This window comes from Pedobacter sp. MC2016-15, from assembly GCF_026239695.1.
Taxonomy (GTDB): domain Bacteria; phylum Bacteroidota; class Bacteroidia; order Sphingobacteriales; family Sphingobacteriaceae; genus Pedobacter.
Genome location: NZ_JAPIVS010000003.1, coordinates 117,113 through 140,642, shown reverse-complemented (window position 1 = coordinate 140,642; position 23,530 = coordinate 117,113). Strand labels below are relative to the sequence as shown.

At 38.5% G+C, this 23,530-nt stretch carries 21 protein-coding genes and 1 tRNA gene; 4 read left to right on the top strand and 18 right to left on the bottom strand.

Translation table 11 applies throughout. The annotated features are described in order from the left end of the window. Positions 1 to 89: 89 nt before the first annotated feature. From OQY15_RS09595 to OQY15_RS09575, 5 genes are all read right to left on the bottom strand, one after another. Positions 90 to 602: a hypothetical protein gene (locus OQY15_RS09595; RefSeq protein WP_265790758.1), complete on the bottom strand. Its 513-nt coding sequence runs from the start codon at positions 600 to 602 to the stop codon at positions 90 to 92. A gap of 139 nt (positions 603 to 741) precedes the next feature. Beyond that, entirely contained in the window at positions 742 to 1,593 is an 852-nt protein-coding gene (locus OQY15_RS09590) for an RteC domain-containing protein (protein WP_265790756.1), read from the bottom strand. 216 nt (positions 1,594 to 1,809) lie between these two features. After that, entirely contained in the window at positions 1,810 to 2,748 is a 939-nt protein-coding gene (locus OQY15_RS09585) for a helix-turn-helix transcriptional regulator (protein ID WP_265790754.1), read from the bottom strand. 32 nt (positions 2,749 to 2,780) lie between these two features. Beyond that, positions 2,781 to 3,359, bottom strand: coding sequence for a GNAT family N-acetyltransferase (locus tag OQY15_RS09580; RefSeq protein ID WP_265790752.1), 579 nt, complete (start codon positions 3,357 to 3,359; stop codon positions 2,781 to 2,783). A gap of 779 nt (positions 3,360 to 4,138) precedes the next feature. Further along, positions 4,139 to 4,384, bottom strand: coding sequence for a helix-turn-helix transcriptional regulator (locus OQY15_RS09575; protein ID WP_265790750.1), 246 nt, complete (start codon positions 4,382 to 4,384; stop codon positions 4,139 to 4,141). 99 nt (positions 4,385 to 4,483) lie between these two features. On the opposite strand from OQY15_RS09575, the gene OQY15_RS09570 reads away from it, so the two are divergent. After that, complete coding sequence (locus OQY15_RS09570) at positions 4,484 to 4,849, top strand: hypothetical protein (protein WP_265790748.1); 366 nt, start codon at positions 4,484 to 4,486, stop codon at positions 4,847 to 4,849. Between the two features lie 90 nt (positions 4,850 to 4,939). On the opposite strand, the gene mobC (OQY15_RS09565) is transcribed toward OQY15_RS09570, so the two are convergent. Genes mobC (OQY15_RS09565) through mobC (OQY15_RS09555) form a run of 3 tightly spaced genes read right to left on the bottom strand, consistent with a single transcriptional unit; the run spans position 4,940 to position 8,671 of the window. Next, complete coding sequence (gene mobC, locus OQY15_RS09565) at positions 4,940 to 6,991, bottom strand: conjugal transfer protein MobC (protein WP_265790747.1); 2,052 nt, start codon at positions 6,989 to 6,991, stop codon at positions 4,940 to 4,942. A gap of 10 nt (positions 6,992 to 7,001) precedes the next feature. Beyond that, a complete protein-coding gene (locus tag OQY15_RS09560) occupies positions 7,002 to 8,279 on the bottom strand; it encodes a relaxase/mobilization nuclease domain-containing protein (protein ID WP_265790745.1) in 1,278 nt (425 codons plus the stop codon). Continuing rightward, positions 8,264 to 8,671 (bottom strand): plasmid mobilization relaxosome protein MobC, encoded by a 408-nt coding sequence (gene mobC / locus OQY15_RS09555; RefSeq protein WP_265790742.1) that lies wholly within the window; start codon positions 8,669 to 8,671, stop codon positions 8,264 to 8,266. Before mobC (OQY15_RS09555) ends, OQY15_RS09560 begins: the two co-directional genes overlap by 16 nt. A 600-nt stretch (positions 8,672 to 9,271) precedes the next feature. Here mobC (OQY15_RS09555) and OQY15_RS09550 point away from each other — a divergent pair. Both OQY15_RS09550 and OQY15_RS09545 read left to right on the top strand, forming a co-directional pair. Beyond that, the gene (locus OQY15_RS09550) at positions 9,272 to 10,453 is read left to right on the top strand and encodes a DUF262 domain-containing protein (protein WP_265790740.1); all 1,182 of its coding nucleotides are present in this window, start codon (positions 9,272 to 9,274) and stop codon (positions 10,451 to 10,453) included. Further along, positions 10,446 to 11,171: a hypothetical protein gene (locus OQY15_RS09545; protein ID WP_265790738.1), complete on the top strand. Its 726-nt coding sequence runs from the start codon at positions 10,446 to 10,448 to the stop codon at positions 11,169 to 11,171. Before OQY15_RS09550 ends, OQY15_RS09545 begins: the two co-directional genes overlap by 8 nt. A gap of 56 nt (positions 11,172 to 11,227) precedes the next feature. Here OQY15_RS09545 and OQY15_RS09540 read toward each other — a convergent pair whose 3' ends face one another. Both OQY15_RS09540 and OQY15_RS09535 read right to left on the bottom strand, forming a co-directional pair. After that, positions 11,228 to 12,490: a hypothetical protein gene (locus OQY15_RS09540; RefSeq protein ID WP_265790737.1), complete on the bottom strand. Its 1,263-nt coding sequence runs from the start codon at positions 12,488 to 12,490 to the stop codon at positions 11,228 to 11,230. A 75-nt stretch (positions 12,491 to 12,565) separates the two neighbouring features. Continuing rightward, on the bottom strand, positions 12,566 to 13,954 hold the full coding sequence (locus OQY15_RS09535; protein WP_265790735.1) for a TIR domain-containing protein: 1,389 nt from the start codon (positions 13,952 to 13,954) through the stop codon (positions 12,566 to 12,568). 686 nt (positions 13,955 to 14,640) lie between these two features. On the opposite strand from OQY15_RS09535, the gene OQY15_RS22405 reads away from it, so the two are divergent. Next, positions 14,641 to 16,227: a recombinase family protein gene (locus tag OQY15_RS22405; protein ID WP_265792114.1), complete on the top strand. Its 1,587-nt coding sequence runs from the start codon at positions 14,641 to 14,643 to the stop codon at positions 16,225 to 16,227. Here OQY15_RS22405 and OQY15_RS09525 read toward each other — a convergent pair. The 8 genes from OQY15_RS09525 to OQY15_RS09490 form a co-directional block, all read right to left on the bottom strand. Next, positions 16,181 to 16,260: transfer RNA gene (locus tag OQY15_RS09525), tRNA-Leu, on the bottom strand. The genes OQY15_RS22405 and OQY15_RS09525 overlap by 47 nt on opposite strands. 66 nt (positions 16,261 to 16,326) lie before the next feature. Further along, positions 16,327 to 16,629: a DUF3817 domain-containing protein gene (locus tag OQY15_RS09520; RefSeq protein ID WP_265790733.1), complete on the bottom strand. Its 303-nt coding sequence runs from the start codon at positions 16,627 to 16,629 to the stop codon at positions 16,327 to 16,329. 84 nt (positions 16,630 to 16,713) lie between these two features. Continuing rightward, complete coding sequence (gene rseP, locus OQY15_RS09515; protein ID WP_265790731.1) at positions 16,714 to 18,045, bottom strand: RIP metalloprotease RseP; 1,332 nt, start codon at positions 18,043 to 18,045, stop codon at positions 16,714 to 16,716. A gap of 32 nt (positions 18,046 to 18,077) precedes the next feature. Next, complete coding sequence (locus tag OQY15_RS09510) at positions 18,078 to 19,244, bottom strand: 1-deoxy-D-xylulose-5-phosphate reductoisomerase (protein WP_265790729.1); 1,167 nt, start codon at positions 19,242 to 19,244, stop codon at positions 18,078 to 18,080. Then, positions 19,241 to 20,746, bottom strand: a complete 1,506-nt coding sequence (locus OQY15_RS09505; RefSeq protein WP_265790727.1) for a GH3 auxin-responsive promoter family protein — start codon at positions 20,744 to 20,746, stop codon at positions 19,241 to 19,243. The genes OQY15_RS09510 and OQY15_RS09505 overlap by 4 nt, the downstream gene beginning before the upstream one ends. A gap of 6 nt (positions 20,747 to 20,752) precedes the next feature. Further along, positions 20,753 to 21,541 carry a hypothetical protein gene (locus OQY15_RS09500; protein ID WP_265790725.1) on the bottom strand — a complete coding sequence of 263 codons (789 nt, stop codon included), beginning with the start codon at positions 21,539 to 21,541 and terminating at the stop codon, positions 20,753 to 20,755. After that, the gene (locus OQY15_RS09495; RefSeq protein ID WP_265790723.1) at positions 21,538 to 22,506 is read right to left on the bottom strand and encodes a glycosyltransferase; all 969 of its coding nucleotides are present in this window, start codon (positions 22,504 to 22,506) and stop codon (positions 21,538 to 21,540) included. The genes OQY15_RS09500 and OQY15_RS09495 overlap by 4 nt, the downstream gene beginning before the upstream one ends. Before the next feature lies 1 nt (position 22,507). Continuing rightward, the gene (locus OQY15_RS09490; protein ID WP_265790721.1) at positions 22,508 to 23,458 is read right to left on the bottom strand and encodes a glycosyltransferase family 2 protein; all 951 of its coding nucleotides are present in this window, start codon (positions 23,456 to 23,458) and stop codon (positions 22,508 to 22,510) included. Positions 23,459 to 23,530: the final 72 nt, after the last annotated feature.

The following is a 23,530-nucleotide window of genomic DNA, read 5'->3' as shown; positions in this document are numbered from 1 at the left end:
AGAGTTCCTTACAAAGCGGTAACTATAAGCCGCCATTCAATTTTTGGAAAGGAACCTTAATCAATTTTGCATTCAGAAATATTTTCAGCCTAAATCCATAGGTTATTCAGTTCTTCGTCAGAGAGGTAAAACGGGGCATGATCCTTTATTAGCTCATTGAGTATGGGCACAGATTCAGATATCAACGTGTGCCGATACCTGCTACGTACTAATTCAAATAGTGAAAAAAAATCTTCTTTGCTGCCGTCTTCCGCTGCCAACAGATTGAAAGTGTCTTTGATCTCCTTCTGAAAATCCGCGATTACCTCCAAAGTATCTTCATCCTCCTCTCCGTTTCTGGTTTTGGAAAAACTGAAATCTTCAGCTTCAAGTACTTCTACACCTTCCGCCTCGGCTTTAGTCCCAACTAAGTCATCATCTAGAAGATCTACATGATCATCCCAATGATGAGGAAGAGGGTCTAACACATCATCGTTTTTCCCTGAAATGAAATTCAAAATCTCCTTTCGATAAAAGAACAGACCGATAGCTACATACCAGATGCTACTAAGGATCATGGCGGCAAGCAGAAAGTCCTGCCAAGTGAAATTGTTCAAGTTCATATTACTGTTCTTTAATCCAATGCGACATTGCAATGGAATACGAAAGCAAAGTTTCAAATCCTGCAAACGGGTTGATCTCTAGTAGTGATCAAAAAATATTAATTCAGTTCAGAATAGGCTTGTGTACAATGGGACTTAATTAATTATCATCCTTATCCATATAATCCAATAAATCTGATCGTAAAGAATCTAAAAAATGAGTTCGTGTGATCCGCTTTCTCCGTTTTATTTCTCTAAATCGATTAGCGGGAATACCTAACTCCACACCAAATGATTCCTCCAGCCAGCGGAAAATGTCTGCTAATGATGCTTTACCGTCATTCATTTGTTTGGATACATACAATGAATATCCCATTTCAACGATGTTGATCATTTCCCCTGTCCAATCGAATCGCTTTTTGTCTTTCCCCAATGATGGCAGACGACTAGCATCTTTATTCTCTAATTTTTTAAGCTCATCCAGAATGTAGTCCCGCAGTTGTTCATATGCTATGAACTTAGCGAACAAATAGTCTCCTCCGGTTGAGAATTCGGGATCAAGGTCAGGAAGATCGATTAGCAAAGGAGATGCAATCAAGGATTCCCTAAGAAACAAAGGCTCATCCAGTTCTGTGAAACCAGATCGGTAATACTCATAATAGAAGGCATGTTGTTTGAAAAAACGTGAAACAAAGGCAAGTTCGTCAACGAAATATGTTTTGATCATTTCCACAGTTCCAACAGGCTTTTGATTCAGCAAAGTGAATAAGGCAACCTGATAGATTTTTTGTGCATAGTATTCTGGCTTTTCAAACTTGAAAAAGTAGATTTCTTCAAATTTGTCCTGAAATGCAACGCTTGTGACCTGAGACCTAACTTCATGCAAGAAATCATTGACCAGGGCAATTGACTGATTGAATTTTTCAATGAGGCTTAAATTACGATCTGCTATTAGTGCATCTAACTTAATCAATAATTTACGAAAGTCTTGTTTTGCGATGTTTTTGTACATAGGATAGAATTTTAAGTTAGCCTAACCTGCCTGTTAACTGGCGATAATTGGTATACTTCGGATAGGTGTTTGTACAAATGTTCTATAGGCAAATAATTTAAGAGAGAACCAATTTCCTAAAACGCCCAGAAAAAAAAGTAAGGATTGTCCCTGATTTTTATATATAGGGATAGTTCACTAGAAAAGAATCATCTACGCAATCATACGTATCTTTGACTATCCAACATATCCTAGTACATTTCGCAAATCGATTTTTTTATTAACCCCTGTTTTTCCAAAGATCTTTTGTACATGCGCATCAACAGTATTTTCCGCAATAAATAGGGTTGCTCCTACCTCTTTATAAGTTAAACCTCTGCACAGCAACTCAGCTATTTCGCATTCTCGCTTCGTTAAGTTATAGTTCCTGCAATTTTGTTTAAAATCTTCATTTTGCTTTTTAATCAGCTCATCTCGATCAATAAGTCGCAGTTTTTCAAATCGTTCAGCCTTGCCGCGTCTTTGCAGAAAAAGTATAGTGATAATAATAAATCCAATATTTGTGAAGAGCACCTCAATCCACTGGGTGATATTGAAGTATGAAAAGACTGCTAGACAAACCCAGGGAAAGACGGCTAAGTAAACAAGCAACATTTCAGTTCTTTTCAGAGGATAGCCATCTTCCCTGTTAATTTTTATGTAATGGCGAATTGCTTTCAGAATTGCCCACAGAACATATAGTGAATAAAGAAACGGAATAATGAGTCCATAGTGAATAGCAAAACCGAGATCTCTAGTAAAAGAATATATAATGACAAAAAATATAATGTACGGTAGCAGCACAAAGATTGGTATACCGAAAATTGCGACAAACCGCAAGCTCGAAAGGTTGTATGCTTTATAGAAATAGAAAGGGAAGTAAGAAGCCATAATAAAACCCGATCCGTATGCCAGTATATTCTGAATATACACAGGAATTAAAGTGATATGCTCATCAGGAAAAAGCCCACCCGTAACATTATAAATGATCAGTAATAATAGCAAGATAAGATAAAGCAGTCGCGCTCGATCTTTTGGCCAGATATAATAAGACCAGCATTGTATGGCAAACATCATTAACTCGATGATCAGGAAGACAAAAGTCAACACGTGCATCTCTGAGCCAAAAACCAACATAATCCGAAAGAAGTATCAGGAAGCGGAATAGATTATTTTACAATTGATTTAAAAAAGTAAAGCTTATATCCTACATCCACATCCGCATACAACCTCAGACCATTGGCTACGTAAAAAGGAAGATTTCTCTCGGTAGAAGTCTCTAATAAAAGTTCCCGATCCAATTTTGAACTTTCATCTAATAATTGACGAAGCAGGTCTGTCCCAATCCCCTTACCTTGGAATCTCTCATCTACGCCCAGAAACCACAAATAAAAACGCGGTTTCTCAGCATTTTGGACTTTTTTTATTATGGATTCTTTTTTGAGAATTTTTGAAATGTTAGAAATTCCAATTACAGAGAAGATCAATTTTAAATCGCGAAATAAGGACATCAAGTTCCCGTTCTTTTTTTCAGGAAAGATCACTAGGGCGCAAGCTTTGAAATCTTCTGAAAGATAGACCATGCCTGTATCCATACACTCCGCGAAAGCATAATTCATGAGCGACTTCAGCCTCTTTTCAGATCCTTTCTCAGTTCCCACCAAGCTGGTAATACTTTTGTTATTTACAAATGAACTCATCAGGATTTCTACCACAGCATCCCTGTCTGAATGTTTGGCTGTTATCATATTCTAACTACAATATTAATTATAGGCAAAAGTTAATTACTACGCTTCAGAGAGAACGGGTGTATTTTCGCTGAGGAATATCAAGATAACGCTAAAGCAACTATAATATTATTCCTATTAGTTGTGAGAAATGAATTATTTTTTATCTATCATTTATACGACATGCCTCTTAAGGAATTTCTTAATATTGGTGCCCATAATCAGCTCGCAGATCATCACATGATGATGTATCTAAATTATATTTAAACATTGTGATAATTCTTCAATTCTTCCCTGCTTACGATGACGTGAACACTAGTACCGTATACCAAATGTGCAGTATAACGCAGGTCAATTCGTACTTCAGTCATGTTACATTTAATACACCACTTTCTTAGTACTGGTTTCAATTGTTCAGTAAAAGCATTACAATATCTTTGAAAATTTGGCTCTACATGCTTCTGTAGGTATTCCTTAGAGAGATAGGATAAACTTATCTGTACGGAACAATTGCCCAACTGCGTCAAAAACTTGCAAGGGTGATCAGGTAAAGCTTTTTTGATTCTCGAATTGTCTACCCAATCCATGATGGCAGGTAGAAGTGTACGTATTGCATAATAGCCCATATCGATTTCTTCCATAGCAGCAAACGTATACTAATATTTTTAGTAAAACAATATCAATGCAAATGTTGCTAAATAAAATATCAATATTCATTTTTTATTTGCGGGAGAAATATAGCTTGGGACACGCGAGAGTTTAAGCTTACTGGTTATCCAAAAAATGGAAGAGTTTATAGTTTACTCTACCCCTTCTAATAGTTGAAGTATCGATACTTCCAATGCCTTGGCAACAATAGTTAACATGGTAATACTCATATCAACTGTAGCATGTTCATAAGTGTAAATAGTCTTGTCCTGAGTATTACATTTGAATGCAAGTTCTGAGATTGTTAACTTCCTCAATAATCGGTAATGACGGATATTTTCACCTAATTTTTTAAGTGCTTTTTCATTACGTCTTTTCTTATTGATTTCATTACCCATTACAGGTACTAATTGAAAGAAAATTAACACCTCTGAAAACGTGATATATCACGTTAAATTTTGAAAATTCGTATATTTGTGGGAACCCAATATTAGGATATGACAGGTACATTTATAGGGAATCGGGCATATTATGCCGTAAAGAAAACATTCCATAGTGACACTTACAGCATCGCTTGTGCATTTTTGGCTGAAAACCCTGATAGCCAATTCAGTCTAGAAAATCCACTTCATAGGAATAGTTGCATAGGTTGGAAAATTGAGAACGCTAATTTGATAAAGCATGTGCCGTTATCAATTATGCATAGTCATATTAAAAATCAGCAGCAAGCTTTCAGATTATCGGCAAAATTTAACTTACAAGTATTAGAGCGGTTTTTAGATGAAGCTACAATTGATCAAATGAAGGCCTATGTAGAATTTAATATAGAAGTGATTATCATTAAAATTCTCAATTCGAATTGAAATGAAATAATTATTTGCTCTCTCCGCTGTAATACTATTTTCAGCGTGTCAAAGAATTAATGTGTCATTTGAGTTTGCCAGTTACTAGCTTCACAATGAAATTGCCTTAGTCTCTTTAATTGATTTCACTGGTTTCTTTGACGTTGGCCTTCCGCGAGTCTTCTTTGATTTTGATTCGACGTTCTTGGTAGATAGTGGCTTGTCAGGTTTTTGCTCCCCAAGCTGATTTAAGATTAATTGCTGAATATCATTCTTAATCTTCAGGTAGTTTTCCTGAAGATCTTCAAAAGAAACCTTGCGAATTTCTGGAAGTGGAACATAATTAGCATCCTCAAGAGCTATAGCATTATGATCGTTTTGAAATTCCGCATGAAACATTTTCAACTTGATCCTTTCGTCAGGGCTATCAGATACCACTCCTACAAACTCACCCGAAGATAACGTTGCAATTTTAGATGCTGGAATTGCTGAGTCCATTTGAGTCGATCTTGTAACAGAAGTATCGCTACTGTTGATATTGAGACTCTCCCTGTCCTGCATTATTTTTCCGAAACTTTCGGACAGACGCTTAGCACTGTCTCCTGTTACTTGGCCACTGATGATGTTACCGGAGATTCCTGCGATAATTTCTGCAAATTCTGCCCCATACTCTTTTTTAACTTGTTCAATGGATTGTATTCCCAGTGTTACACTCACCAGATTACTTCTTGCTGTACTTATGGTACTAACAATACCCGTTGCAACAATAGTCGGAAATTCATCGAAAACCAAGCTAGACTTTAATTTTCCTTTTTTGTTCACCATCTTAAGCAGGCGGCTAACATATAAGGATAGTACTGCTCCATAAGTTTCTATTTTCTGAGGATTATTACCAATACACACAATTTTTGGCTCCTCCGGGTTATTGATATCAAGAGTAAAGTCATTACCAGACAAAACGTAATATAGCTGAGGAGAGGAAAGTCGAGCCAAACCAATTTTTGCACTGGCAATCTGCCCTTCTAATTGAGCACTGGCATTATTTCGGTATGCAGAAATAAAAGGGTTTATTAACGCTTTAACTTCCTCCTCTTGCTGCAATAAAGTGAATAAGGGATCGTAATCTATCATCATTAGTTCAATAACATGAGGCAGCGTACAATATTTGCCATTTTGATATTTTCTCAGGAACCATATCACAGCCGTTAAAAAATTGATTGGGCTTTCTACAAAGAAATCTCCCGATTTTTGAAGCCACTGTTTATTCAAACCGAGCATAATCGTTCGACTGGATTCAGTAGCGTCAGTTATGTCTAACATGCTGTCAGGATCAAGAGGATTACATCGATGTTTAGGATTTTCCAGATCAATCACATAAAATTTTGGTTTTACGTCATAATTCTTCGCATACTTCAATAGCTTATTGTAGGCCATTTTACTGAGGTCATCAAACTTAAAGTCATATAAAAGCATAGAAAATCCCTTTTGAAGATGTTGGTCTATGATGTGGCGGATAACGAAATACGTCTTACCTGCTCCTGCTGATCCCGAAACCAAAATACTCCTGAAAGGATTGATACAATTAAACCAACCGTCCCTGATCTGTCCTTTGAATTTATACTTGGTCGGAATATTTACTGAATATTCATTTTGCAGTAGTCTTTCCTCTTGGGGGAAGCTCTCATTCTCTGAATTGAATATATCTTTATTCGATTGAAGCTTCAGTACACGCGTTAACCATGCCCCACCCATTAAGATCATAACGTACCCTATAACGGTTACTGAAATGTATATTCCAGAAATCATTATGGTATTCACGGGTAGAAAGAATATCAGAACACTTAGCCAATAGAGAAAAAGGCCACATATTATATAGCCGCCTATATGTTTCATTTTAACGTTTTCGTCTTTCTTCCCACTCTTTCCAAATACTGAAATCACCAAAAACAAGAGTGCTGCTACCTTTGATCTTACAGAACCAACGAATAGACCGGTTTTTGCAATGTTGCCTAAGAGTTTGTCAGTAACTGCTGCGGTTAGACCAAAGTCATGGAAGACTTTGTAACAAATGAAATAAAAATGAAAGCATAATATAGTAACGCTGATCAATCTTGTAAGATCGATGACTTTGCGCAATCCTTGTATATCTTCTCCTGTTTCCATAACATATTATTTATAGTTTAAGTCCCTGATTAATTTGTTGATTGCGTTTTTTTCTTTTCTTCCTTCGTCTTGACATATTATAGTTCGCATCTGGTTCCAGAGGTATAGCTCTCGATTTCGGTGAAGAAATAAAATCATTTTTGATCGTCGTTGAAGGTAAAGGGCTCTTAGTGGTTTGATTGCGTCGTATTGAGGGACGTAAACTGCGTTCAGATTTTTGTTGAGGAATTGAATTACTCAGGAACTGGCTATTTACTGCTTTAGCCGCGTATGATTTACCCAACTCACTGCCATTAAAAACGACCTTGTTTTTATGATCGACGAACGTTATACCGAAAAGAAGTCCTTGCTCAGTTCTGCGATAAATGATATCCACATTCAATTTGGCAGCTTCTTCTTTTAAACTCCCCTCGTTAAAGTTACGGCCGGATTTAAGTATCGTATCAATGCGAGCCTTAAGATCTTCTTTGAAAACAGATTTTTTCTTGATGTTCTTTTCAAACTTTTTCTCCAGATTTCTCAAGGTAGGTTTTGAATAAAAGGAACTGGATTTTATAGGAACTCCAATAGGATTTCCCGCTTTATCAATTAATGAGAACATTAAACCTTTATTATTATACATTGGTGTATTCGATTCTCCTCGAAGAGCCATAACGTTGAAACATTTCAAAATCGCATTGTATTCAGCAAGGGTTGTAAACTTGTAGTCTCTTGTGACTGCTGTAACTGTATTGCTGATCGCCCTTTTTGTTGGGATCGCGCCGTACTGTACTTTCTCTAAATCCACTTGCTGAAGATCAGGTTGCAATTTGAGTTTATGGGATTCTGCCTTTATAAGATCATATTCCTCCTCAATAGCTTTCCGAGCAGGTTCCGATCTCTTTCTGCCTATGTCATGAAGATCTATTCGTTCAGCATTTGCAGTAATATTAGTGGTTAAAATATGTAAGTGCTGGTGCGCTGCGTCATCATGACGGTAAACTAAAAAAGGCTGATCTCCGAAGCCAATCCTATTCATATAGCTGGTAGCGATCTTTTGCAGTTTACTATCATCATGATTTTCACTCGAATGAAAATTTAATGAGATGTGGACGGTATTGGTTTTAACATCAGGTTTTAATTGTAAAAGATGATTAAAGCGGTTCAACTTCTGCATAAAGGTCATCTGTTCTATATCTCCTGCAAAGCCACTTGCCATTAAAAGATGAGCTTCCCCCCCATCCACCTTGTTTTCATTATAGTGCAGGGTTCCTCGGATGCTTTTACCGATACTTATTCGTGCAACCATCTTTGAGCAAGTTTAGAGATCACAAATAAAAGTCGATCCACTTTCGCATCTACCATTTTATATTGATCAGCAGCCTTCAACACATGGAAAGCTCGGTGCATTTCCGCTTTGTCCTGATTGAAGCTCCTTGTGATCTGGTTAATATTGACACCTATAGACCGTAGCTCTTTTCTAATTAAAGCCAATTCTTCCATGACCGTATTTAACGTCATGTCCTTATAGAACACTGTGATGTTCTCCTGGCTCAAAATTTTCCTCGCCACTTCACCAATAGAATGGCAATCGCTACTGAGACTGATTTTTTCCAAACGTTTGTAGACCGCCTCTGTCACTCTTGTTCGGACAAAGTGCGTTAAAACTTGATCAGGCTTTATGCTTTTTTTCCTTGGCATAACTAAAGTTTTTAAGATTTGTAAAGTGGCAAGTTCCGCAGCCCCTTTAAGCCAACTGGAACAGTGGCAAAGATTTTCGTGGACGAAAATACATCTTTGCTTAGACCGAGTGGGCTACAACGAAGCTCCTAAAAGCAGTAGTTTTGGAACACTGAAATGAGGGAAACAGCAAATCTATGCAATGATGAAATTACGTGCCCAGTAATTGATCATTGGTGGGCTTTGATCGTGTATGATCTGGAGCAATGCAAGCTCTAAGAAGTCGCTTAATTTTTTGTCGCGGTGAGGGTTTTAACAGCTTCAGTATAAGGTAGGGGCTGCCGTGAAACTTACGGCCTTTCACATTTGGATTTTTGTTGGTGTTCATGATTATCTGTTTTGATAATCAAAGTTGTAATTTAAGGATTTGGTTATATCACTAGTAGTGACCGAATATCTAAACGCTTACGTAATATGTCGACAGAAAAATCTTAAATTACTGTGCTATTCTTTTACGCTAACTACATTTGGATAAATATTATCTTAACATTAATTACTGCACAAAAAAATGGTTATTAATTATAAAAATGTAGTTTTATGTAAAAAATAATCACATCATCAATGGACAACCGAGTATATTACGGCCAGTACTCACTTATGCACTGGCTGGAACTAATTTTAAAAGGTAACATTATACTTCCCGATTATCAAAGGTTTTTTGTGTGGGATGAAAATAGAGTTAAATTACTTGTAGAAACCTTTAAGAAAAAACAATTTGTCCCACCGATAATCATCGGAGCATTCAAGAAGGATGAACATACCAATCAAAATCTTATTCTTGATGGTCAACAGAGATTAACTACTATACTTCTCGCCTATCTTGGATTATTTCCTGATTCAGCAACTTACATAGGAACAATTGAAAGATTGCCTAACGAAAATGACGATGATGTTGATGATGATGAGCCAGTTGATACTATTCTCAACTGGAGTATGCGTAATCTGACGGCGAAGGGAAAAACAAAAGCGGACATCCTTGCCAAACTTGGTCAGGGAAAATATAAATCGATAAATTTCGATGTAAACGATGAATTTTTAAAAAAAACATTTCTGGGTTTTTCTTATTTAGTTCCTCATACCGAAGATCATGATGCTCAACAACAATATTATTCCTCTGTCTTCCGTAATATTAATGCTCAAGGACAACGCCTACTTCCACAAGAAAGTAGAGCATCACTTTATTTCCTAAAAAATGACCTTGAAAAATATTTTAATCCAACTTTCATTAAGCAAATAACTATCAAGAATTTTAGTAGTGTTGCTGTTGTAGACTTTGTTAGATTTCTGGCATATTTATCACAATATGTTAAGGAAGGTAGCACAAGCCGAGTTGGAAGAGGATTTAAATCAAAAATGGAAGACTACTATGAAGAATATATATTTTCTGTTGCTGGAGATACTGCGTCACCAAAGTTCACCGAATTCACAACAATATTTCCTGAGGGCAATTATAATCAACGATTTGAGAGACTTGAACAAACTATAAATGATTTAGATATTCCAAAACAATTTGCTTCAATTATTGAAATGGATACATTTCTTTTTGGTTTAATTTACAGCATAGTATTCCAAGACAAAGTGGTTGATGCAGCTCAAAATAGTAATTTGAGAAATGATATTGACGCGAAAATTATTGAATTCAAAGCGGATGAAGGACATAGGAAAGCTCCAAGTGCTCTCAAATATTTAAGAGCTCGCATAGATGCGTCGATAGAAATTTACAATAAGTATTTAAATGGCTAAACATACAGATTTTATTTTATCGCCCATATTTGAAATTTTAAACGAGGTAGTACATGCAAATGCCGGTATTGGTAATGGTATGGAAACCTATCCTCTGAACGAATACGTCATGCAATCAGCTTTTTTAAGAATGACTGGTTTTCAAGAACAGAAAATGAAATGTATTTGTTGGGAAATGGCCACTGAAGATTACGAATTTAGATACGAATTCACACGGACTGGTTCTGGTGAATTTTCGACTTATAAGGATAAAGCTAAAGTTTTCACAGATCTAATTGCACAAATTGAGAAGAGAAATAGTTTCACCATTGGAGATTTAGATATAGCTGCAATAATAACAATGGCTACATCAGACGTAAAAAATGTTTTGTTACATTCAAATATTGCGAGTTGGGATCAGGATAGTTTTATTTCTCTGGATAGTATTTTAGTTGACATCAAGACGGAGCATATTGCCACCGACAATAAAACGTTATTCGCAGAAGTTAAAAATCAGAATTCAATCAAAAAAATTTACAATGAATACCTTATTAAACATAGGAATAGGTGCGCTCACAATACACAATCATACCAAGATAATTTGCCCACGCTGAAGACTTTAGCAGAAGCTAATCACAAATTCCACAATTACTTTTTATGGTATATCATATTAATAATAATTGATGAAATTTTCATAGAATTGTATAAAAAATATCTCATAGCAATTGAAAACCACTAATCTAAAACATTCGTTATCAGAGTAAAAAGGCATGAACTAATTTTGATGTAATTTCCTTAACCATTATTTTTTTTGAGTGAGTCTAATCTAATGAATTCATCGATCACTGAATTCATAAAGGCCAAATTTTTTATTGTTTCCTTTTCTTCTATTAGAATAGAGATTATGTATCGCATATCATCTATTCTAGCTGTATCAAAAGTATATGAACGCGTTGTTAACTCTTGATTGGCGCTAAAAAAAACAAGGGACTCTGAATTAACATACTTGACACGTTCTCGACTTTCCATACTAAGAATTTGTTTCGTATTATGATATTGATACATTTCCCCCACGTAAAATACTTCTTGGATACCCATAGTCTCTATCAAGCTAGATATTTCATAAAGTTTTCTGTAGGTGGTAGTTTTTATTGAGCTTTCAAAAGAGTTGAATTGCATCTTTCCATCATTATAAAGAATCAAACAAGTTGGCATAAGGAGCTTTTGTTGTTGAAAGATAACTAGGTGCATCATTACAAAATTGTAAAACACATCTTTGGAGCCAGGAAACAATTCCTCGAGGTTAGCGATAGGAACTTTTTGTTCTTGTCCAGGAAAATGAAACTCAGCTCTTGATGCTTTTTCAAATTCATTACTTTTCGTGTAAAAGACATAATCATCTATCAGGAGCATATTCCTAGGTATTCGAGAAAATGTCATTGTATCAATTTTTAATTGAAGTTGATCGGACAACTTGCAAGATTCACCTATCGACTCCTTCATTGCTCGCATAAATAATTTCATATACTCGATCCCGGCTATGAAATTGCTGTACAAATCCTCATCCTGTCCTTTCTCGAAGAATGAGAATTCTGCTGAAAACATAACTTCAACAAGTTTTAATTCAATGAGGGACTGTCGCATCGTATCAATTAAAGTGGTATATTCTATATCATTGTCAATAGTAAATACCCATTCTGGTAAGGATAAATGTCCTTTCGCGGTATATATTACTACGCGGATTTTTTTCTGCAATTCGAACGGTCTTTCTTTCAAAACTTCATTTCGCTTGTCCAAAAACCATTTGCAAATATTATTGATTAAATATTTTTGCTTATTCTGCTCGTATACTTTTAAATATTCTGTATGAGCTAGGGACTTTTGAAGCATAAAAGTGACATTTCTATACTCGGAAAAGAAGTTATCTAAATGAGAGATGTTGTCAAAGAAATCTGATCCTTTTTCGAATTTGTCTAAGCTGCTTAAGGCGCTGTAAAGTTTATGATAGGCTGGGTATAAAAGTCCCCTCACGCTTTCTTCTACGGTTTTACTTTCCATGAGGTATGTTTTAAGGTTATCTAAAAAGTATCGGGAAAGCCGAAGTTAAATTATTTGACACTATTTCAATAAATATTAAAATTCCATGTTAAAATCGTCAATCAAATCAATAATAACGTCTGCTGGGTCAATATTTTTATATTTACGTAATAACAAATCCTTTAAATGGTCATTATTTATAAACAAGATTAGCTTATTGTGTTCAATGAAAACGTCTTTCCTTTTTTGTAGACCACTCATATTAGGATGTTTTTTGCTGCAAATGATTCCAAATCTTCCAATTGTTTTTTTTAAATAATCATCTATCTGGAGAACGACATGCTTATCAATTTCTGCCCCATCGAAAGAATAATTTTTAAACTCAACGACGATATACTTAGCGTCATAATCTTCGCGTATAAATTTCCAATTTTCATTCGTAGATCTATTGGGATATATTGCATCTCTGATATCTATTCCTGATTCTCGCCTTGATTGAATACGGGGCATTTGTAAAGGGGGGACAAAGACACGGTTTAAAATTTTCACACAAATATCTTCATATTTTTGCCAGCCAAGCATTCCTTCGGGACAATTGTCCAGTTCTCTTATTAAATCTTGAGTGACTTGAAGTTCTTCGTCGATTAGTTTAACCGGCTCATCTTGTGGTGTTAACTTAGGAAAATATTTATGTATGAGATTTGTAGACTCGCTAAGTTTACTAATTAAGGTATGACCTTCCCACACTACAATCTTATGTGACAATTGATCTACATATTTTTTAGCATTACTAGTAAGTTCTGAACTAGTTATGAGCAGTGCTTTGTTGGCATTAGATAGAATAAGAGCACCATAAATTTCCCTTAATATCCCAATATTGATATTTGTTTTAAAATGCTTTATCTCTACAAGTATTGTTTCAGTCTGTCCCAAGGAGTTTTTTTCTTCAATTTCTAAGTCAAATCCAGAGTGGCGTACTTGAGGGAGTCTTCTAACATTATGGCTCTCCTGTATAAGTAGATCAAAGACAAACTTTTCAAAAAGCTTGGGACTAAAGCTATTCCAATCATTAAATTGATAAGTTGGTTGATCCGAAAGCTCTACCGCTTTTAAAATTGATTCAAGGGCATGATTTCGATCTTTTGATGCATCTATATATAAGTAGCTATTCAAATCATTGGGAACTGCCGATTCATCTATCTTAACAGGAATTATTTTAATGTTGTTTTTAGTTGCATTAAACATTAAAGCTGAGTTCAATTCATACTTCACCCATCGAGACATTTTTGAGTTTTCACTTAATATTATAATAAAAGAGGAACTCGCTTGAATACCATCTCTTATTTTAATTTTAATATAATCCCCAATTGCTATTTCTTGAGAATCCCACCATACATCGACTCCATTATGACGTAGACTATTTACTAACCAGGTTGTGAATTCAATGTCTTGATGCGAATAACTTATAAATATTTTAGACTTCATAACCATTGAGTAAAAAGGTATAAACATAAAAAATTTCACGAGAAAAGTATGTAGGTTCCATCGTAGTTTACTACTAATGGGTTAAAGACTTATTATCGATTCCATTTTATAGGTTTCAAAGGTAGCAACTGGTAATAGTCACTATCTTTGGAATCTTTATCTTTTTTGATTTATTGAATCAACAACTAAACATGTGAGTAAATGTAGTAATGAATGGCGCTAATGAAAATCACGCAAATAACATTCTAAAATTGTCAGCCTAATAATTTCCCACCTTATCGGCTAGTGATCTGTTATCCATTAATTTAGAGTAGTAATCCCCAAACATCACTAGTCATGTTTGAAAGGCCATATCCAAAATATATTTATCACGACTAGTGATGTACCTGTTCTCTCACTAAGCAATTTTGTATCTCAGACAAGAATATGACACATCATTTCCATTATACAAAGCGTACAATTTTCCCTGCTAAGGCCGTCAAAATTCTTAAAGAGCATGGAACTGAAATCACGATACAAGAAGCCGAAATAATTTTGAATTTGATGTACAAATTCGCTAAATTATCTATTATTCAAGCTATTGAAAAAGATTTGGGGCATAAATCGAATAGTAAAAAAACTCCCAGCAAACTTTTCAAATAGCACTGATTGTATTTTAAATCAAAAAAATGAAAGGAGAATAGTAAATGAAAAAAGCGTGCTTATACATCAGAGTCAGTACCGATGAACAAGCTGACAAGGGCTTCTCACAAAGAGATCAAGCCGAACGTCTACAACTTCATTGCGAACGAAACAATATCGAAGTAAAGAAGATCATCTTCGAGGATCATTCTGCCAAAACTTTCAATCGTCCAGAATGGAAACAATTACTGGATGAACTAATAAAAACGAAGGGAAAGAACTATGATTATGTAATGTTCACTAAATGGGATCGGTTTAGCAGGAACACCGCTGATGCCTACCAGATGATCCGTCTGCTTACGATGTCCTACAATATCGAACCTCTGGCAATTGAACAGCCTTTAGATCTATCTGTACCAGAAAGCAAAACCATACTGGCAGTGTATCTATCAATGCCAGAGGTAGAAAATGACCGCAGGGCACTCAATGTAACATATGGTATGCGTAGAGCAAAGAAGGAAGGTCGCTGGATGGGAAAAGCCTTGCCAGGCTATATCAATAAGAGTACAGAGGACGGAAAAACGAAATACATTGCCCTAAATGAGCCTGAAGCCAGTCACATGAGATGGGCGTTCGAAAATATCGCAATCGGGACTTTTGCTACTGAGCACATTTGGATGATGGCTAAAGAGAAAGGACTGAAATGCAGTAGAAATAGCTTTTGGGAGGCGATCAGAAATCCGATGTACTGCGGAAAAATAATCGTTCCTAAATTCAAGGACGAAGAAATGTATCTAGCAGATGGTGTGCACCAGCCTCTCATTTCTGAAAAGCTTTTTTATCAAGTTCAGGACGTCATTAATGGCAGGAGAAGAAATTATCTGCACGGTGGGGCAAAAGCATCCTCACCTGAAGAATATCCCCTGAGAGGCTTTCTAAGATGCCCTGTATGTGGAAGAAACATGACAGGAAGTTCATCTAAAGGCAGAAATGCACATTATTACTATTATCACTGCACACTTGCCTGTAAGCAACGCTTCCGATCTGAACATGTTAATCAAGCGTTCGAACGTGAATTAAAAAGATTCATACCCAGAAAAGGAATGGCTGAGTTGTTCCAAATGGTCATTTGTGATACCTTCAATGACAATTCTAAATTTCTTCAGTCAGAAAGAAAGAAGATTGCAGAAGCTATAACCACACAGAATAATAAGCTGACAAAAGCGCGGGAGCTATTGCTTCTAGAAACGATTACAGGAACTGAATATAAAGAGATTAAAAGTGAATCAGAACAAAGTATTGTCAGGCTTGAATCAGATCTGCAAGATTTAGAGAAAAAGGTATCTCATGGGCTTAATATTGAACTACTGGTTTCTGATGCGCTTCGTAGCCTAAAAAGCCTTGTTAAACTATATTCAGACGCGAATATTGAAGGTAAAAGGTATATAATTGGTGTGATGTTTCCAGAAAAATGGATTTTTGACGGAAAGGAACATCACACCACAAAAGTCAACGAAGCCGCCCTTCTTATTTACCACATTAACAATAAGTTACAGCATAAAAAAACCGGAGTATCATCTTCGAAAAGTGATTACTCCGGTTATGTACCCAGTGCCGGAGTCGAACCGGCACGGTTTCCCACAGGTGTTTGAGACCAGCGCGTCTACCAATTCCGCCAACTGGGCATTGCTTATTCAGCGGGATGCAAATGTATATATTCGGCCCTAATATTCCAAGCCTTATTTTAAATATTATCCTTTAACCTGATCCTCAGCACCTTCATGTAAACGTTTCTCTACTACGAAAGGAGCAAATGGCAGTAATGATGCTAAAAACACCAGGATGATCTTTCCAAACTTCCACTTATACTCCATTGCACACATAATCACCATCATCACATACAGTACAAACAGCAGTCCATGCGCCCAGCCGGTGTACTTAACCGCCAGAGGCATCCCTGCGAAGTATTTCAGCGGCATCGCGATTAATAACAGCGCCAGGTAAGAAACACCTTCAGCAACAGCTACTTTCTTAAAAATAGATAACGTGGTCATAATTTCAGATTTGCCCAAAAATAGAAAAACCGGGTAAGTTATACCCGGTTATCTTTATATTTTACATTGAACAAACACCTAATGTCATTTGATAAAGGCCTTAAAGATATCGTTACCGATCACAAACACCATCAGCGACAGCAGCATCACGAAACCTACAATCTGTGCATTTTCCATAAACTTATCCCCCAGAGGTTTCCCCTTTATCATCTCTATGCAAAGGAACACCACATGACCACCATCCAGAGCCGGAATAGGCAGCAGGTTCATAAAGGCCAGTGCAATCGAAATTAAAGCTGTAGAAGCCCAGAAGTGCGACCAGATCCACACTCCACCATAAACCTTTTGCGCAATAGCCACAGGGCCTGAGAATGCTTTATCTGCTTTAATTTTACCACTCAATACTTTCCAGATCCCCTTACCATTATCACTGAAGGAAGTCCATGCCTGGTTAATGCCTATCGGCAATGCTGCAAAAAGACTGTAGTTGATCGTTTCTTCTTTAATCTCATCATAATTGAAACCGATACCGATAGTACCAGTACTGTCAGCTGCCATTTCAAAGTGCAGCAGTTCAGCACCCCGGTAAGCATCTACATCAAATCTACCCTTGGTATGTTTCTTTAGCTCCTTACGTACATCTACATCATACTTTACAGGCACCTTATCAATGGCTACAATCCTGTCGCCTTTTTGCATGCCTACCCTTGAGGCGGTTCTGCCTTTAATTATTGTATCCACCGTAGTAGTGAGCAGCGGTGCCCTGCTGATAAACTCTTCGATCCCGAGGTCGGCCACCTTGTTCAGGATATTGTCAGGAACTTTAACATCCAGCGTTTTACCTTCACGGCTGATCGTCAGGTTTGTATTTCCCATCAGCACTTTAGAACTCAGTAATTCCTCAAAGCGGACGATCTTCTTTCCGTTCACCGCAATCACACGGTCACCCTGCTTAAGGCCAATCTGTTTTCCGATCACTCCAGGGTTGATACCCGTTACGACAGAACTGTTGGCAATGTACGTTTCACCGAATTTAAAAGTCAGCATCCAGAAGATGAATATACCCACAACAATATTTACAAATACCCCTGCAAGCATCACAATCAGGCGCTGCCAGGCCGGTTTAGACCTGAACTCCCATGGTTGCGCAGGCAGAGCCATCTGTTCTTTGTCCATCGACTCATCAATCATACCCGCAATTTTAACATAACCACCTAAAGGCAGCCATCCTATACCGTACTCCACACCACCTTTAGTGATACTAAACAACTTTACGCCCCAGGCGTCGAAGAATAAATAAAACTTCTCTACTTTAATACCAAAGGCCCGCGCTGCAAGAAAATGCCCCAGTTCATGCAAGATTACCAGTATCGATAATCCCAAAAGCAGCTGGGCAACCATAATCAATCCGTTCATATATTTCTTTTGTGTGTTTTTTTGTTTTACTATTAGATCGCTAAATGTTTTTTTGTTACCAGCTCACGGGCAAATATACGCGTAAGCTCGTCTGTTTCTATATAATTGTTGAGGTCTGGCTGCGCGATAAACGGCAGGTCAGACATACATTGTTCAATCACATCACTCATTCCCAGGAAACCAATCTGATCGTTCAGGAAGGCTTCGACCACTATCTCATTGGCAGCATTGATGATACAAGGCATATTCCCTCCTTTTTCCAGTGCTGTATAGGCAAGGCCGAGGTTGCGGAAAGTATCCATATCAGCTTTGGCGAAGGTAAATTCAGGATAATCCAGGAAGTTAAACCTCGGGAATTTACTGTCTATACGCTGTGGGTAAGCCATGGCATAGTGAATAGGAAGTTTCATATCAGGTAATCCCAGCTGCGCTTTCATCGATCCGTCATTAAACTGAACGATAGAATGTACAATAGATTGTGGGTGCACGATCACATCGATCTGACTGATATCCAGATTGAACAGCCATTTGGCTTCAATAACCTCAAGGCCCTTGTTCATCAGGGAGGCAGAGTCTATTGTAATCTTGGCCCCCATCACCCAATTGGGATGTTTTAAAGCCTGTTCTTTGGTTACTGTGGATAAGAAATTGCGGTCTTTTCCGCGAAAGGGACCGCCTGAGGCAGTCACATAAATTTTTTCTATGGTATCCAGATCTTCGCCCACCAGGCATTGATAAATGGCAGAATGTTCTGAATCTACGGGGATGATCTTTACGCCATGTTCCGCAGCCAGCCGCGTTACCAGCTCGCCAGCAACTACAAGCGTTTCCTTGTTGGCCAGTGCAATAGTTTTTTTAGCTTCTATAGCAGCAATGGTAGGTCTTAGTCCCACCGAGCCCATGAGCGCGGTAAGCACCAGGTCGGCACCTTGCAATGCCGCAGCCTCACATAAGGCCTTTTCACCGGCAAGCACATTTACAGCTGTACCGCTGAGACCTGCTTTTACTGCAGCATACTGACTTTCATCAGTAATCACCACCATTTCTGGCAGGAACTCCAGCGACTGCTCAATGAGCAGTGCCGCATTCGCATTCGCAGTGAGCGCAACTATACGATACAGCGCCGGATTTGCCCGGATCACGTCCAGTGCCTGGGTACCAATAGAGCCTGTAGACCCCAGTATTGTTATATTTTTCAAATTTTATTCGTCAATTTAATCAGGCCCTCTGCAATCTTCCTGTCATTCGATAAGCGGGGAACCTTATTCTGTCCTCCAAGTTTACCTTCAGCGCGCATATAGTTCACAAATGCATCTTTTGGTAGGTGCCGAATGATCAGCGGCTGCAGAATTTTGCCTTCAATAAGGTCAAAGTAGTAAATATTTTTCTTTTGCAATGCCTTATCTACTTTTTTACTGAAGGCTTCCATGTCTTCAGGCTCATTGGAGAACTCGATAAACCATTCGTGGTAAGGAAGTTCCCCAGCGGCAGGGTTCACCTGCGGGGCAACAGTAAATTCAGTGATGCCAATATTTTCCTCGTTGGCTACAGATAATAAGGCATGCTCCACCTCCTCGCCGATCACATGCTCCCCAAAGGCAGAGATAAAATGTTTAATCCTTCCTGTAACCAGAATTTTGTAGGGGTTTTTAGAAACAAACTTGATGGTATCTCCGATGCTGTAGCCCCAAAGGCCGGCATTGGTATTCAGTATCAGCGCGTAGTTGGTATTCAGTTCAACATCCCCCAGGCTCAAACGTGTAGGGTTTTCATTGTAATATTCATCTGCAGGGATAAACTCGTAAAACATCCCTGCCCTGGCCAGCAGCAGCAGGCTTTTGTCATTCTGTTTATCCTGGTAAGCGATAAAGCCTTCAGAGGTGGGATAAGTTTCTATCGTGTCAATCTTCCTGCCGATACTGGCTTCGATCTTTGCACGGTAAGGTTCATAATTCACCCCTCCATACACAAACAGCTGAAAGTTTTTAAAGATGTCCTTGATCTTCTTGCCACCAGTTTTCTCCGTTAACCTGTCGAAATACATTTGTGCCCAGGGCGGAATGCCCGAAATCAGCGTCATATCTTCGCGGTATGTTTCCTCCACGATTGCGTCCACCTTCTGCTCCCAGTCCTCGATGCAGTTGGTGGCATATGAAGGCAGCCTGTTCTTCTGGAGGTATGCAGGAACAAGGTTAGCGACGATTCCCGATAAACGGCCCAGCTTGATACCGTTCTTCTCCGTCATCACAGGGCTCCCCTGCAGGAAGATCATCTTGCCATTTACAAAATCAGCCTTGCCAGTTTCATGTACATAAGTAAGCAGTGCATTACGCGCGGCTTTGATGTGCTCCGGCATAGATTCTTTAGAGATTGGAATATATTTTGCTCCCGAGGTAGTGCCTGATGTTTTGGCAAAATACGAAGGTTTGCCCTTCCACATCACATCTTTCTCCCCGGCTACAACCCTGTCGATATAAGGTCTTAGATCCTCATAATCCCGTACAGGTACTCTTTTCTTAAAGTCTTCGTAGTTACTGATGTCAGCAAACTGGTGGTCTTTTCCAAAGGCAGTATCTTTTGCAGCCGCCAGTAAAGCCTTCAGCGTCTCCTGCTGAGCAGCTACTGCATTCTTTTTCCATTTCTCCGCAGCCTTTACAATTAAGGCCGCAAAGGGTTTACTTAATGCCGCTTTTAATCCCATAAAAGACTAAACTATATTGTGAATAATATCAGGATGTTCATCGCCCTGATACTCGCTCATCATTTTCCTGTACGCGATGGTTAGCGCCACGCTTGATAAAGGTACGATGATAAATGAACTTAAGATATTTACAAAAAATGCCACTACAGGTAATTGCAGGCCGATCAATACCAGGCAGAGTACGTAAAATCCGCCGAGCACCAGCAGGAGCAGCAGGATCTTGGTAAAGTTACCTTTGGTGATGGCCAGGCTGAACTTCAGCGAACCGAAAGGCGGCACATTTTTATCAATAATAAAAAAGGGGAAGAAAGAAATCCTTACCCAGGTAATAAATATCGCTACCACCCCTATCGCTATCGCGATGTTGGTAATCAGCTGCATCCGGATACCGGTATAGATAAATGGAAAAGCCAGCAGGATCACTACACAGTACACACCGATAATCACCAGCATAAAATAAAGCATACCTACTACAAACCTGATGATCTGCTGACGGGTAGGCAGCGTGCTGACAATACTGACATCATGCTCTTCATCATCCAGCAGGTGGAAGATATATTTTAAGAGCGAGAGGTTGATGGTGAAGTACATGATGATAAAAAAAAAGGCCATCAGCGCACTCAGCCCCTTGTTCACATCCTTGATTAAAAAAGCCATCAGTCCCGAGGCATTCGACGTGATAAACATCAGAAAGCATAAGGTTGAGATAGAAAAATAATGACGCCTGGTGAGGTCCCAGGACTTACCTATCACCTCGTTAACGGTAAAAGTGGTCTCTTTTAAAAATTGTATCATTGCTGTTTAAGTACTATTCTTTTGATAAAATCCTGTATAAATCCCAAGCCATAGGCTGTCAATTGAATAAATGAGGATATAATGCTCAAAAATGCAACTTTTAATGATCGGTTAAGGATTAGGGAATGAAAAAATATCAACATAAAGTATACCAGAAGGAATACGTTGCCAATATATGCCAGCGGCGGATAAATAATATTCAGCAGCAGCACCGTCATGATGCCCAGTGTGAACACTGCAGGGAAGAAATGTACTAATTTCAACTCAGACGGAAAATGTTTATAAATATTTATCCGGGCACGGCCGAAGAAATGGATTTGTTTGTAGAACTGCATGAGGCTGGTCCGCCTCTTATGAAAAACCTTTGCTCCGGGAATAAGCCCGATCTTAAAACCATGCTCATGTATACGGATACTGTACTCGATATCTTCGCCAAGTCGTGTGATTTTGAAGCCACCGGCTTTCTCCCAGGCTTCCCTGGATACCCCCATATTGAAACTACGCGGGTGAAACTGACCTACATGTTTTTTATTGCCCCTGATCCCCCCGGTGGTAAATACTGAAGTCATGCCATAGCTGATGGCCTTCTGCACATCGGTGAAGCTCTCATGTGCCGCATCCGGACCACCATAGGCATCCAGATTATGGTCGTACAGGTAATCCTTAACGATCTCCAGATAATCTGCCGGGATGAGGCAGTCGGAATCAAAGATCACAAAATAATCCCCTTTGGCGCGTTCAAAACCATAGTTTCTCGCAAAGCCCTGTCCGGCGTTCTCCTTAAAATAATAACTGATATCCAGCTGGTCTGTATATTTTTCTACAATGTCTTTTGCCGGGAGCGAAGAACCATCTTCGATCACCAGCACTTCAAACTGAGTATAAGTTTGTACCGTAAGTGTAGCCAGCAGTTCATCAATTTCCTGCGGCCTGTTGTATAAGGGGATGATGATCGAGAAAAACATATTAAAGAATTTCTTTTTCTATCAGGTATTGGTTACGTTCTGAGGCATTTCGGGTAACCAGCTCGGCTACAAATCCCGTAAGGAAAAGCTGTGAGCCCAGTATGATCGCTACCAATGCAATATAAAACATAGGTTGATCAGTGATTTCACGGTAAGAAGTATTCATAGAAATATGATACAGCTTTTCGCCGATGATCCACAGTGCCATAAAACTACCGATCAGGAAACTCAGTACCCCCAGCGAACCAAAAAAGTGCATCGGCCTCTTGCCGAACTTGCCCACAAAAAAGATAGACAACAGGTCGAGGAAACCATTGATGAAACGGCTCAGGCCGAATTTGGTAACCCCGTACTTTCTGGCGCGGTGTTCTACCACCTGCTCCCCGATATTTTTAAAGCCTGCCCATTTGGCAATCACGGGAATATACCTGTGCATTTCCCCGTAAACCTCAATAGTTTTTACCACATCACTGCGGTAAGCTTTAAGGCCACAGTTGAAATCATTCAGCTGAATGCCAGACATCTTGCGCGTGGCTGCGTTAAACAGCTTGGTGGGGATAGTCTTGGTAATGGGATCGTAGCGTTTTTTCTTCCAGCCGGAGATGATGTCCATCTTCTCTTCGCGCAACCTTCTGTATAATTCAGGGATCTCATCCGGGCTGTCCTGCAGATCGGCATCCATGGTGATGATCACATCGCCCTGTGAGGCTTCGAAAGCCACATTCAGCGCCGCAGATTTACCATAGTTACGTCTGAACTTGATGGCTTTAACCGCAGGAAAAGCAATTTTTAACTCCTCAATAACCTGCCATGAATTGTCGGTACTGCCATCATCCACGAAGAGAATTTCATAAGAAAAGTGATGCTCCATCATCACCCTGGCAATCCAGGAGGTCAGTTCGGGTAGCGATTCGTCTTCGTTATATAAGGGTATGACAACAGAAATATCCATGAGGGTATTACAGGGGGTTAAAAAATCAACGTGCAAATTTTATCATTTTAATTGATAAAATTTGCACGTTGT